The sequence below is a fragment of the Bradyrhizobium murdochi genome (assembly GCF_000472965.1).
In the GTDB taxonomy this organism is placed as follows: domain Bacteria; phylum Pseudomonadota; class Alphaproteobacteria; order Rhizobiales; family Xanthobacteraceae; genus Bradyrhizobium; species Bradyrhizobium murdochi.
In genome coordinates this window covers 113,277-125,036 of sequence record NZ_AXAU01000001.1, presented here as the reverse complement: position 1 = coordinate 125,036, position 11,760 = coordinate 113,277, and the positions used below count along the sequence as shown (strand labels likewise).

Genomic DNA, 11,760 nt, shown 5'->3' with positions numbered 1-11,760 from the left:
CGTTTTCCTGACGTCGGGCACCGCTCGTCCGCCATCGCGAAAGGCTCAACTGGCCACGATCTTGGCGATGCAGAGCAGGATGACGATGGCGAGAAACAGCAGGTCGATATAGGCCTTGATCTCGCCGGCTTGGCGGAGCCCGCTGACTTCGGCGATCACCTGCTTGCGCGTAGACGTCGAATTCGGCCCCTCGCCCAGCGCTGCCACCAAACGGCGGGCCTCCAGTTCCAGCCGTTCGATGCGCTGGAAGAAATGAAACGACCGCAGCGCGGACGCCGCATGCATGCCGGCATAGACCAGCACGAGAACCGCGACGACCACGCGATGCTGGTACTTTTCGAGGAAATTCAGAGCAAAATAGACCAGCGCCAGGAACACGAAGTTGGAGAGGAATCGATAGGCGTAGCTCAGAAACAGCATGAAGATGCTCCGGGTGGTCTTGGTAGTCTCGAACGTCTTGGAAGCGCCGAACCGCGGCGAAGCCGGCGGGAATCAGCAGCCGGCCGGCTCATTCAGTTTACGCGAACGGTGCGACGGCAGGGGTATCAACCCGCGCCCCGTCCCACAGGAATTGCTGCGGCGTGTCATTGCGGACACGCGCCTGCCTCACCCGAACCGATTGTGCAGGGCAAAATCTGCAACTTTTGGTCTGAGCGCAGACCTGCTGATCAGGCGTGCGGCCATCGCTGCACCGACGCCGTGCGATCGCTGCTGCCGGATGCCGCAAAGGAGACCCGCCATTTGCGGCGGGTACAAGTTTAGGGAGGAGGCTTCAAAATAAGCTGATTCGTGGCACCAGCCGTGTGCCGCAATTCACACACGCTATTCAAAAACAGGTCTTCCCGTCGGGACGACAAAGCTGATCGATGTTCCGGATGGCTCAATGCGGCTATGGTTTGCCTTCGACCATCTTGAGTTTGACGGTCTCGCAGGTCTTCCGAACCTGTTCTGTGAAGATCGAGCATTCCTCGATGCGCTTGAAGATCTTCTTGGCTTCCTCACGATACGAGGCCGCGGTATCGCGCATAAAGGCAATGGCATTATGCACTTCGGCGGTCATTGCCTCGCATCTCTTCGCCGCACTGATCAGTTCTGCTCCCATGGCTTCGATTTCCTTGGCGGCGGCTTCATAGTCACGCACCACGGCCTCGGCCGTGAGCGCGCCGACGCGGGTGACGCCCTCTTCATGCTCGACGTAGTCCGGCATCGGCCCCGATGGAGCCGCCCTGATCGCAGGAAGGCTCCCTACGACATCTTCCTCAAGCTTGGCTAAATCCAGCGGCGCAGTTTTGTGAAGTCGTTCGATACTCGCCATCGGTCATTCTCCATCACTCGATGAAAAACCCCAGCGCATGAGCATGGCGACCGATTCGTGGCGAAATCCCGCATGGAAGAAAGCAACGAAAAGGCAGACGTGTGAATGTTAGCACCGTGGGATAGTGCCGGGTCGCTTCTGTTCATCCGAAGCGGCACTGGCTCACCCATTAACCATGCCGGCGCATCAGGCTGCGCGTGGCCTACGCTTAATGCGCATTTAACAGTTTTGCATCATGGATTGAGGATCAGCGCAAACTCCTTCAAGCCGCAAGAATTGCGGGCAGCACTCAACCTCTTCAGGAGGATCGATTGAGGACGCTCCTTATTTGCGCGCTGGCTGTCGCCTTGGTCGGTTGCAGCAGCCAACCACCAACACAGCCATCCTGCGTTGGCCTGAACCCGTTAGCCTGTCTGACCGCGGTTCATGTGCCGATCGAACCTGAGTCGTATGAGAGCGATTCTGCCGCAACGAAACCGGTGTCCGCCGTCGCCTTGCGCGGCGACAGGCCGCCCCGATCTCACGCGGACCACGCGGTCCGTCGAACACCCAAGCCAATCAAGATCGCGGCGAAAGCTGCCGTTCCCATACCGGTTCCTTCTCCGCAGGCGAACCAGCAGACGACGGGCAATGCCGTTGCTTCCCAAGCGCCTCCAGCAAGCGCCACCGATCCGCATCCAACGACTGACGTTCCGCCAACCCGAACGACAGAGCAGCAGGTGGCGGCCGCATCTGCAGTCGCGGAGCGAATGTCGGTCCCGACATTGGATGCGTCGCTGGACGCTCTCGTGGCCGTTCTCGTGGCAGGTACCGACGTCAAGTCGGTTTCCGACCTGGCCGGCAAGACAATTGCGATCGACGATAGATATTCCGAGTCGTCTATCAGCCGTATCAGGACCGCGATGGCGGCAGCGGGTGCGCCCGACGTCCAACTGAGCAAAGGTCAAACCACGGCGATCAGTCGGCTGGTCGGCAAAGAAGTTCCGGCCGCGGTGGTCGGGTTGGTCTCTACCCGCGCCGCGGACAGCTTTCCTGAGATAACGAGATATAGGACCTTCCAAATTCCGCTCAAACCTCGGCCGAGCGCGGCCAAGCCGTGACGGGCTTGCCGTCCGCACCTCGACAGAGGTGAAGACGGCGACATGCCTTGAAGTTCGGGAACCGAAACGCTATGTTAGACAAAATTGAAATCTGTCTAACATAGGCAAATTGCCATGACAAAGGCGTCAGCGAGCAAATCCCCAACGCGCCGGGGCAAGCAGGCGGCAGGCGCGACCAAAGATAGCTTGGGACAGATAAAGACCGTTCATCGCGAGCGGACGACCGGCCGGTTCGTCGTGAGCAAGGCGCGGTTCGAAGCGGTTATGCGGGCAGCGGAAAAGTCCGGTCTCCTGAACGAAAAAGGCAGCCGCATTGGCGGTAGGGTGAGCCCGGCATTGGTGAGGCAGGCCAAACGGCAGACAGGCATCGAGACAGATACGGACCTGATCGAGTTTGCCCTGGCGACGGTCGCGCTTGAGGACAACTTCGCAGAGGTGTTCAAGGAGTCTCGTGGCAAGGTCGACCCAAAGCTGAAGCTCGGTTTTTGAGGTGGCGGAGTTTGATTTCGACGCTGCCCGGCGGTGGGCGCGTTTCGATCCACAAAGAACGCTGACACGACGAAGCGACAAAGAGCTGCCGTTCGTCAATCCGAGCTTGATCGGCGGACAAGGACTTCTGCTGGATACCTCCGTTTACATCGATCAGATGCAAGATCGTTCGCCTCAGATCCTGGACGATCTGATCGCGCTGCGACAGGTCAATCATTCGACTGTGGCGATCCAGGAACTGATGCACACGGTCGGCGCCTTGAGTCCATCCGACGCGCGAACTGCCACCGTCATTGACGTCATTGGCAAGCAGATCAGAGCGATGCCACCACATCGCATCTTTGCGCCGGACACCGAGGTTCTCGGACGTGCCGCGCTGCTGTCGGGGATACTCTGCCGTCTCCAAGGCTACGAAAAGGACGGCAAGCTGCGCGCGTTGCAGGACTGCGTGCTGTTCCTTCAAGCGCAAAAGCTTGGCCTGGTTGTCCTGACGGCGAATGTCAGCGACTATGACATTCTACTCCAACTCATTCCAACCGGACGCGCGCTGTTCTATCGCGCGACATGAACCCCATTGATGGTTTGAAAGAGCTTTTGACGGGGCCCGATCCGCCCGCACACTTTCGAAAACACCAGTCATTGCAAGATTCGGCTAGCCCCGTTCCATTTTCGGCAAGCCAATAGCCCCGCCCCATGGTCATAGTTACCTATGCGCCGCGCACGCTTTATCGCCGAACACGCCCGGAATGCTCGAGGCCTCTTGGGTCGGGTAATTGCCTTCATCATGGCTCGCGAAACCTAGAGCCAAAATCTGCGCGTGATGGACGTGCTCGGCATCGATCAAGGCGACCACATCCTCGACCTCGGATCCGGGCACGGGCGCAGCCTGGCCGAGCTGGCCGCCCGCGCCTCGAAGGGGCATGTCGTCGGCGCGGACCCATCTGAGCTGATGGTCGAGATCGCAGCGCAACGCAACCGACCGCTCATCGAGGCCGGTCGCGTCGAAGTGGTTCTTGCGGCGGTTGAATCGCTACCCTTTACTGATGGCTCCTTCGACAGGGTGCTGTGCGTCCACGTGCTCTATTTCTGCGAGGATCTCGACGTGCCTCTGCGCGAGATCGCGCGCGTCTTAAAGTCAGGCGGCCGATTGGGATTGTTGTTCCGGACCAAGGCCGACCTGGCAGCCGTCGCATCGTTTCCGCCCGAGGTCTACCGCTTTCCGGCGCTCGCCGAAGTGACGGCAGCTCTCGAACAAGCGGGTCTGGATGTCCATGCCGGGAGCGATTGCACGAACGAGCCTGTCCTCCTGTCGGCGGAGAAACGCGGGCTTTGAACGGCACGTAATCAGCCGCACGCAAGCGATCAGGCCGACTCGATTTCGGCCAGACGTGCGACCGCATCATCGATCTCGTCTGACGTGGTGGCCCTTCCCAAGCTGAAACGTACCGCTCCCATTCCAATTCTTTCGGGTACGCCCATCGCGGCGAGAACGGGCGAGAGCTCAATGTGCCCCGAATGGCACGCCGAACCCGTGGATGCTGCGACACCGTGCAGCTCTCTCAGTATGTCCGCCCCGATCCTGTCCACGAACGATACGTTGAGGGTGTTGGGCAGACGATGTATCGCATGGCCATTAAGCACGACACGATCGCCAAAACGATCCTGCAGTGCCTGCCAGAAGCGGTCACGTAATGACTGGATGCGCTCCATCGCTGCAACGTTCGTGGCCAGCACGCAGGCCGTCCCGAGCCCGACCGCTAGCAGTGCGCTCTCGGTCCCGGCACGACGCCCCATCTCATGGCCTGCGCCGTGGATCAACGGCTCCAGTTCGACGCCGCTCCGTACATAGAGTGCGCCGATGCCCTTGGGAGCGTAGAGCTTGTGACCTGCGATCGACAGCAGATCGACGCCGAGGTTGCCGACTTTGGTCGATATCTTTCCGACCGACTGCGCTGCGTCAGTGTGAAAACGTATCCTCCGCTCCCGCGCGAGCGCGCCGATTTCCTCGATCGGCTGGATTGTGCCCACCTCGTTGTTAGCGTGGATAATGCTGATCAGGACCGTCTGCGGGGTAATGGCGCGACGCACGTCCTCCGGATCGACCCGGCCCGTGCGATCGACCGGAAGGTAAGTGACCGCAGCGCCCAACCGTTCGAGAAACCAGCAGGGAGCAAGAACAGCGGGATGCTCGACGGCCGAGGTGATGATGTGCGCACCTTTGCGGTTCAGCGCGAAGAAGGTGCCCTTGATTGCCAAATTGTTTGCTTCGCTGCCGCCGCTGGTGAAAACGATTTCGTCGGGCGCGGCCCCGAGCAGCGCGGCGACGTGGCCACGGGCCTGCTCCAGGGCGGCTTTTGCCGGCGCGCTGGCCCAATGTCCGCTGGATGGATTCCCAAACGCCTCGTCCAGGAACGGCCGCATAGCTGCCGCCACCGCTGGATCGATGGGTGTGCTCGCGTTGTAGTCGAGATAGATCGGGGGCATATCAGTGAGACTCACTTTGAAATTAGGGACGCTGCACTGCTCTGGATCTAGGATCGCAACGGTAGCGCAGAGTCCGTCAGTTCATTTTGTGACCGCCGCGGTGGTGGCGGCAGGTCCAGCTCCGATCGCGCCTTCGCGCATGAACACCGCAACAACGACGCCAGAAACGAACGTCAGCGCCGCGATCGAGATGATCGCCGCTGCAAGCCCGAATTGGTCGGCGATGATGCCGGCCGACAGCGCGCCGATCGCGTAGCCTAGATCGCGCCAGAATCGGTAAACGCTGAGCGAGCGGGCGCGCCAGCTCGGATGCGATGCGTCGGAGACCGCGGCGATCAGGCTCGGGTAGACCATGGCCGTGCCGAGACCGAGCAGGAGGCTCGCGACGAGCCACCACTCGAAATGACTGGTGGCGGCAGTCAGGAACAGGGCCGCGGCCTGAATCCACATGCCTCCCGCGATCAGGCCCTTGCGGCCCCAGCGGTCTGACAGCGGGCCGGTTGCGATCTGCAGAATGCCCCAGGTTGCCGGATAGACCGCCTTCAAGATGCCGATACGCTCGACCGTCAGTCCAAACGACACAAAGAACAGCGGGAAGATTCCCCAGCTCATGCCGTCGTTAAGATTGTTGACGAGCCCGGCCTGCGAAGCGGCGAACAGGTTGCGATCTTTGAAAGAGGTGAGGAGGAAAACCTCCCTGAAGCTGATGGGAGCTGCCTGCCGCGCATGGCCCGCGGTCTCGAGCCGAACGTGATCACGGGTGTCGCGCACCAGAAGGATCGAGAGCGCGGCGCCCAGGATCGCATAGACAACGCCGAGATAAATCGGCGCCGGACGCAGCCCGTATTCCGACGCAATATAGCCGGTGAGGAACGCGGTGACGCCAACGGCGAGGTAGCCAGCGAACTCGTTCAGGCCTACGGCCAGTCCGCGCGACTTCGGTCCGACAAGATCGATCTTCATGATGACCGTCATCGACCAGGCAAAGCCCTGGTTGATGCCGAGCAGGGCATTAGCGGCAATCACCCACTCCCAGCTTGGTGCCCAGATGATCATGAACGGCACCGGTAGCCCAACGAGCCAGCCCAGAATGAGAACGCGCTTGCGCCCCCAGCTGTCGGCAAGCTGGCCGGAAACCAGGTTGGCGCAGGCCTTCACTACTCCGAAGCTGACGATGAAAGAGACGACAAGCGTCGTCGAGCCGATTCTGAACTCCTCGGCGCCGATCAGCGGCACGACGGTTCGCTCGATTCCAACCATCCCGCCGACGAAGGCGTTGATCAGGACAAGCAAAGCGAATTGCGGCCAGTTCTCCTTCAGGCCGAGCCTGACTGATGGGGAAGCTTGTGGACTGGATACAGCTTCGCTCATCGGATCACGCAGCTTTGGCTGCGAGGCCTGAATTGACGGCCCTGATCTTCGCGGCCTCTGGCGGAGCCGGCGGAATCTCCGACACCATGAAGCGAATGAACTCGGCTTCATCCGCGATCATGAACGCCTGATTGTGCCGTTTTTCGAAGCCGATGGTCGACCATGGCTTGCCGCTGAGCCGCCGGCCGCAGACGGAGCCGGCATAGGCACCAGCCAGCACCTCGACATCATCTGGAAGCTCCTTTAGCCGACCTGCGCTGCGGAACAATTGCTTCGCGCCTTCTTCGGCGCTCGTGGCAAGCTCGGTGCGGCCGAGATCGCCGACCATCAGCGTGTGGCCGCTCAGGACGAACCAGGGTTCCTCGCCGCGGGTGTGGTCGGTCACGAGAATGCAGATGTGCTCGGGCGTGTGGCCGGGTGTGTGCAGAACCTTGGCCGTCACGTTGCCAAGCGGAAGGATCTCTCCTTCGCGTACGGCCTTGAACGGAAACGCGACGCCTGCCTCGGCCGAGAGCACATAGGGCGCGCCGGCCGCCTCCGCGAGCGCCCGCCCGGCGGAGAGATGGTCCGCGTGAACATGCGTGTCGATCACGAAGTTGATTTTCATGCCGGCATTTTCTGCAGCTTGGAGGTAAGGTTGGGTATCGCCAACGGGATCAACCACCGCCGCCGTTGCCTTGCCGCCGCAGCCGAAAAGGTAGGAGATGCCGACCGGATCACGATGCAAGAATTGACGCAGGATCATGGGCTTGCACTCCCCTCTGAGAGCAGCTAAATTAACATTCAATCGATCTGCTGAATGATATATCTAGGAGCCGCCGTGTCAAGCACCGGACCTAAACAGGCGATCTACGAGAACCTCGCCGAAGTGGCGCAGGCGCTGGGTCACTCTCACCGGCTTGAACTCTTGGAACACCTCGGCCAAGGCATGCGGACCGTCGAGGAGCTATCCGATCGGGCGCATCTGACGTTTGCAAATACTTCGCGCCACCTGCAGATTCTTAGGCGGGCACGCCTCGTCGAAACGGAGCGTCGCGGCAAATACATTCTCTATCGCTTGGCTGGTGATACCGAAGTGGTCGCACTGATCAAAGCTCTAGGGCGTGTCGGCGAGCGAAATGTTGCCGAGATCGGCCGAGTCGTGACTGATTATTTTCAGGCGCGAGATGCGCTCGAACCAGTATCCCGTGATGACCTGGTCACCAGATTGCGCGACGATCTGGTCACAGTGCTCGATGTGAGACCTGAAGACGAGTTCGCGCTGGGCCATCTTCCGGGGGCCCTCAATATTCCTCTCGCCGAACTCGAACGACGCTTGGGTGAACTTCGCAAAAGCCGAGAGGTGATTGCCTACTGCCGGGGACCCTATTGTGTCCTTTCGTTTGAAGCCGTGGCAGCGCTCAGAACCCGCGGCTACCGCGTCCGCCGGCTCGAAGATGGCTACCCCGAGTGGAAGGCCGCTGGTCTACCGGTCGAATCTCTCGCCTGAGCCAAGCTGATCCTGGTGCATCATGGACAAGAAAATTGATCGCGCGGACAGCGCTTGGCCGATCATTGACAGGAAGGACCACACGGCGTCCTCAGTGTTCCGACCGGAAGCCCTCTTGAGGGAGGCGCGCAGGCAGAGGCAGTTGCCACTTGTCGCCGTCCCCGAAATCTGCGTGCTCGATCCGGATGGCGATGTCGTCCGCCACCTCAAACGGACGGGCACGGGCCGCATCCATGAAGGATGGGCCTGCTATCACACCGAACTTCTCGCCTTCGATATCGCCGGCATCGGCGAAGTTGGCATCGTCGGCTGCGCGGTCGGCGCGCCCTTTGCCGTGCTGGTCGCCGAGCAGCTCTTCGCATCCGGTTGCCGGCTGCTCATCAGCGTGACGTCCGCTGGCCAGATTACTCCGATCGGACCCACGCCGTACTTCGTGCTCATCGATCGTGCGCTCCGCGACGAAGGGACGAGCTATCACTATCTGCCGGGCTCCACGTTCGCCGATGCGCCCGATGCGCCGCTTCTCGCTCGCGCGGAACAGGCGGGACGCGCCCTGCCAGGCATCGCGCTATATCGGGGCGCGACATGGACGACGGATGCTCCCTATCGCGAAACCGCGTCGGCGATCGCGCGGGCGCGCCAGTTGGGCGCGCTGGCCGTCGAAATGGAAGCCGCAGCCCTGTATGCCTTCAGTACGACGAGTGGTCATTCGGTGGTCTGCTTCGCCCATGTGACCAACGCCATGGCGCAAACGGAGGGAGATTTCGAGAAGGGCGAGGCCGACGGCGCAAAGGCGACTCTGGCTGTCGTCGCTGCCACGGCTCGCGCCTGGCGCAGCTAGCAGTGATCACGCAAGTCGGGGCCGACGCCGGCGTGAGCCAAAATTCTGCCAGCTATGGAGCTTCGCTTAGCGCTCGCCGATTTCTACGCTCGGCTACACCACCGCCATTCGCATGAGCAAATGGTGGTTTTGCTTCCGTGCCGTCAGTTCGATGAAGGTAGACGAACCCAGAGCGAAAATGTTTTTCGCATCAATAGCTTATGTGCCTGGTGCGCTCGGAGGGCGGTCGCTTTTGTTGCGACTTCAATGGCTTGCCAAGATGGGTAAAGAAAATAGGTGCATTTCCTGCCTATAAGTGCCCTTCAAGGCGGACGCCCAAGCTGGCACTCCCTGAAGTCGGCTCATCATCAGCAATCGCCCGCCATCCTGCCCCATCGAGGTCGTTGTATTGACCGTTCTTGAGTGACCAGAGAAATCCGATCAGACCCATTAGGCCCAGTGTCAGCGCCAGCGGAACGAGAAACACAAGGACCTCCATCAGCCGAACTCCCTCGCACCGCGATGCGCGCGCAACGAATTCAAAATTACCAGCACCGATGAACCCGACATGGCCGCGGCGGCAACCAGCGGGGTTGCAAGGCCAGCAATCGCGAGCGGGACGGCAATTAGATTGTAGACTACGGCCAACCACAGATTCTCCCGCATCAATCGCAACGCCTTTCGCGAGAAGCCGATTGCCGCGACCACCGGCGCGAGCCGATCGCCAAGAAACACCAGATCGGCAGTGGCCTGGCTCAGATGCGTCGCGCTAACCGGCGACATCGAGACGTGGGCCGCGGCCAGCGCCGGCGCATCGTTCATGCCGTCGCCCACCATCAAGACCTTGACGCCCTGCCGCTTCAATTCATCGATGCGAGCAATCTTGTCAGCCGGCGTGACGCCCGCGCGCCACTGGTGAACGCCAAGCGATTGCGCCGCGTGCCGCACGGCGGGCTCTCGATCCCCCGACACGATCTCGACGTGGATACCGGCCTTGAGCAGCGTGGCGATCGCGCCCGCCGCATCGGGACGCAGACGCTGCCGCACCGCAAAGACATGGCGTGTTTCGCCGTGGCGAAAGGCAACGACCGAAGCTTCCGGATCCCGGCACAGGATCTCGTTAGCTAGTTCGTCAGCGCCGCAAAACGATGGCCTGCCCAGTCGAACTTCCTGGCCATTGATGAAGCCGCGCACGCCCTGGCCCGTTAGTTCCTCGATTCCCGGCAACGGCGTCCTTGCTCCGGCGGCCCGGGCCACCGCCGCGGCAACCGGATGATGGCTGGCAAGCGCAAGCCGGCCGGCCAGTTCGAAAACCGCCTGCGGAATATCCGCGGCATTCGTAACGTCGAGTTCCGGCAAGGTCAGCGTGCCCGTCTTGTCGAACACGACGCGCTCGACCTCGGCCAGCCGTTCGATGGCGTCGCCGGAATTGAGCAGCACGCCGGTCCGGAACATGGCGCCCGATACGACGGTCTGCACCGCCGGTATCGCCAGCCCGAGTGCACACGGACAGGTGATAATGAGGACCGAAATCGCGGTGACGATGGCGTCGTGCCAAGTCGATCCAAACGCGACCCACCCGAGCATGGTCAGCAGCGCCGCAGTGTGCACGACAGGGGCGTAGAGCCGCGACGCGCGATCTGCGAGCTGAACGTAGCGGGAGCGCGCCTGCACGGCATTGTCGAGCAGCCTACTGATCTCCGCCAGCAGCGTGCCTTCGGACGCCGCTGACACCTGCACCCGCAACGCGCTGGACAGATTGAGCGTGCCCGCATAGACGGCGGTGCCGGGCTCGGCCTTCACGGGCAAGGTTTCGCCGGTAATCAGGCTCTGGTCGATCTTGGATCTTCCTTCGATCACGGAGCCGTCGACGGCGGATCGCTCGCCAGGACGCAGCAGGACGACGTCGCCGGCCCGCACCGCGGCAATCGGCACCACGCTGATTTCATCAGCCCCGACGAATTTCGTCGCTGTTTCCGCCTTCAGCGCGGCCAGATTTCCGGCGACCGCCCGCGTCTTGCGACGCATGCTCTGATCGAGGTAGCGGCCGGCCAGCAGGAAGGCGAGCAGCATCAGAGCCGCGTCGAAATAAGCGTGTTCGGCGTGGTGGATCGTCTCCATTACCGACATCGCGAGCGCCAGCACGATGCCGATGCTGATCGGTACATCCATATTGGTGCGGCGCGCACGTAAAGCGGCCCAAGCGGATCTGAAGAAGGGCTGCCCGGAATAGGCCGCCGCGGGCAAGGCAATCAGCGCTGATAGCCAGTGGAAGAAATCGCGCTGCTCCGGGATCATGTCGCTGACATTGCCGGACCACACGGGGATCGACAGCATCATGATGTTCATCGCGGCAAAGGCGGCGACGCCGAGGCAGCGCAGCAGAAAGCTCGCCTGCTCCGTCTCGACGGCTTCGGCGTGCACCGGCTCGAACGGATAGGCCTTGTAGCCAAGCTCGGCCAACCTATCGATGAAGCGGGCCGGGTCGAGCGTGCCCTCCTTCCATTCCAGCGCCACGCGACGGTCGGTCAGGTTGACACGCGCCAGCGTCACGTCCGGAAGCGCGGAAAGGCCGCGCTCGATCTTCGACATGCAGCCGGCGCAATTGACGCCCTCCACCGCCAGATCGATGTGCGACAGTCCCGAGCCGAGATGCCGGACATAATGTGAAAAGTCTCGCGTTGCCTGCATG

General features: G+C 61.5%; 13 protein-coding genes. 6 read left to right on the top strand and 7 right to left on the bottom strand.

Annotated features, from left to right (window positions below; all coding sequences use genetic code 11):
- Window positions 1–45: 45 nt before the first annotated feature.
- Together YUO_RS0100660 and YUO_RS39430 are read right to left on the bottom strand one after the other, a co-directional pair.
- The gene (locus tag YUO_RS0100660; protein ID WP_028345561.1) at window positions 46–420 is read right to left on the bottom strand and encodes a hypothetical protein; all 375 of its coding nucleotides are present in this window, start codon (window positions 418–420) and stop codon (window positions 46–48) included.
- 469 nt (window positions 421–889) lie between these two features.
- The gene (locus tag YUO_RS39430; protein WP_156908435.1) at window positions 890–1,315 is read right to left on the bottom strand and encodes a hypothetical protein; all 426 of its coding nucleotides are present in this window, start codon (window positions 1,313–1,315) and stop codon (window positions 890–892) included.
- A 311-nt stretch (window positions 1,316–1,626) separates the two neighbouring features.
- Between YUO_RS39430 and YUO_RS47510 the strand changes: the two genes are divergently transcribed.
- The 4 genes from YUO_RS47510 to YUO_RS43550 all read left to right on the top strand — a co-directional run bounded on the left by YUO_RS47510 (window position 1,627) and on the right by YUO_RS43550 (window position 4,237).
- Window positions 1,627–2,415 carry a hypothetical protein gene (locus YUO_RS47510; RefSeq protein WP_235782597.1) on the top strand — a complete coding sequence of 263 codons (789 nt, stop codon included), beginning with the start codon at window positions 1,627–1,629 and terminating at the stop codon, window positions 2,413–2,415.
- 114 nt (window positions 2,416–2,529) lie between these two features.
- Entirely contained in the window at window positions 2,530–2,904 is a 375-nt protein-coding gene (locus YUO_RS47505; RefSeq protein ID WP_235782596.1) for a hypothetical protein, read from the top strand.
- A gap of 1 nt (window position 2,905) precedes the next feature.
- Window positions 2,906–3,472 (top strand): type II toxin-antitoxin system VapC family toxin, encoded by a 567-nt coding sequence (locus YUO_RS0100640; protein ID WP_028345559.1) that lies wholly within the window; start codon window positions 2,906–2,908, stop codon window positions 3,470–3,472.
- 252 nt (window positions 3,473–3,724) lie between these two features.
- Window positions 3,725–4,237, top strand: coding sequence for a class I SAM-dependent methyltransferase (locus YUO_RS43550; protein WP_051379160.1), 513 nt, complete (start codon window positions 3,725–3,727; stop codon window positions 4,235–4,237).
- Window positions 4,238–4,266: 29 nt separating this feature from the next.
- Here YUO_RS43550 and YUO_RS0100625 read toward each other — a convergent pair whose 3' ends face one another.
- The 3 genes from YUO_RS0100625 to YUO_RS0100615 form a co-directional block, all read right to left on the bottom strand.
- Complete coding sequence (locus tag YUO_RS0100625; protein ID WP_028345556.1) at window positions 4,267–5,388, bottom strand: cysteine desulfurase family protein; 1,122 nt, start codon at window positions 5,386–5,388, stop codon at window positions 4,267–4,269.
- Between the two features lie 81 nt (window positions 5,389–5,469).
- Window positions 5,470–6,759, bottom strand: a complete 1,290-nt coding sequence (locus YUO_RS0100620; RefSeq protein ID WP_028345555.1) for an MFS transporter — start codon at window positions 6,757–6,759, stop codon at window positions 5,470–5,472.
- Window positions 6,760–6,763: 4 nt separating this feature from the next.
- Window positions 6,764–7,504 (bottom strand): MBL fold metallo-hydrolase, encoded by a 741-nt coding sequence (locus YUO_RS0100615; RefSeq protein WP_028345554.1) that lies wholly within the window; start codon window positions 7,502–7,504, stop codon window positions 6,764–6,766.
- Window positions 7,505–7,579: 75 nt separating this feature from the next.
- Between YUO_RS0100615 and YUO_RS0100610 the strand changes: the two genes are divergently transcribed.
- Together YUO_RS0100610 and YUO_RS0100605 are read left to right on the top strand one after the other, a co-directional pair.
- Window positions 7,580–8,248: an ArsR/SmtB family transcription factor gene (locus YUO_RS0100610; RefSeq protein ID WP_028345553.1), complete on the top strand. Its 669-nt coding sequence runs from the start codon at window positions 7,580–7,582 to the stop codon at window positions 8,246–8,248.
- A gap of 22 nt (window positions 8,249–8,270) precedes the next feature.
- Window positions 8,271–9,089, top strand: coding sequence for a nucleoside phosphorylase (locus YUO_RS0100605; protein WP_051379159.1), 819 nt, complete (start codon window positions 8,271–8,273; stop codon window positions 9,087–9,089).
- Window positions 9,090–9,378: 289 nt separating this feature from the next.
- On the opposite strand, the gene ccoS is transcribed toward YUO_RS0100605, so the two are convergent.
- Window positions 9,379–9,567: a cbb3-type cytochrome oxidase assembly protein CcoS gene (gene ccoS / locus YUO_RS0100600; RefSeq protein ID WP_028345551.1), complete on the bottom strand. Its 189-nt coding sequence runs from the start codon at window positions 9,565–9,567 to the stop codon at window positions 9,379–9,381.
- The gene (locus YUO_RS0100595) at window positions 9,567–11,759 is read right to left on the bottom strand and encodes a heavy metal translocating P-type ATPase (RefSeq protein WP_028345550.1); all 2,193 of its coding nucleotides are present in this window, start codon (window positions 11,757–11,759) and stop codon (window positions 9,567–9,569) included. The genes ccoS and YUO_RS0100595 overlap by 1 nt, the downstream gene beginning before the upstream one ends.
- Window position 11,760: the final 1 nt, after the last annotated feature.

Excerpts from the sequence above, each read along its gene's own strand:
- YUO_RS0100660 (WP_028345561.1), bottom strand. The coding sequence starts at position 420 with ATGCTGTTTCTGAGCTACGCCTATCGATTCCTCTCCAACTTCGTGTTC.
- YUO_RS39430 (WP_156908435.1), bottom strand. The coding sequence starts at position 1,315 with ATGGCGAGTATCGAACGACTTCACAAAACTGCGCCGCTGGATTTAGCC.
- YUO_RS47505 (WP_235782596.1), top strand. The coding sequence starts at position 2,530 with ATGACAAAGGCGTCAGCGAGCAAATCCCCAACGCGCCGGGGCAAGCAG.
- YUO_RS43550 (WP_051379160.1), top strand. The coding sequence starts at position 3,725 with ATGGACGTGCTCGGCATCGATCAAGGCGACCACATCCTCGACCTCGGA.
- YUO_RS0100625 (WP_028345556.1), bottom strand. The coding sequence starts at position 5,388 with ATGCCCCCGATCTATCTCGACTACAACGCGAGCACACCCATCGATCCA.
- YUO_RS0100620 (WP_028345555.1), bottom strand. The coding sequence starts at position 6,759 with ATGAGCGAAGCTGTATCCAGTCCACAAGCTTCCCCATCAGTCAGGCTC.
- YUO_RS0100615 (WP_028345554.1), bottom strand. The coding sequence starts at position 7,504 with ATGATCCTGCGTCAATTCTTGCATCGTGATCCGGTCGGCATCTCCTAC.
- YUO_RS0100605 (WP_051379159.1), top strand. The coding sequence starts at position 8,271 with ATGGACAAGAAAATTGATCGCGCGGACAGCGCTTGGCCGATCATTGAC.
- ccoS (WP_028345551.1), bottom strand. The coding sequence starts at position 9,567 with ATGGAGGTCCTTGTGTTTCTCGTTCCGCTGGCGCTGACACTGGGCCTA.
- YUO_RS0100595 (WP_028345550.1), bottom strand. The coding sequence starts at position 11,759 with ATGCAGGCAACGCGAGACTTTTCACATTATGTCCGGCATCTCGGCTCG.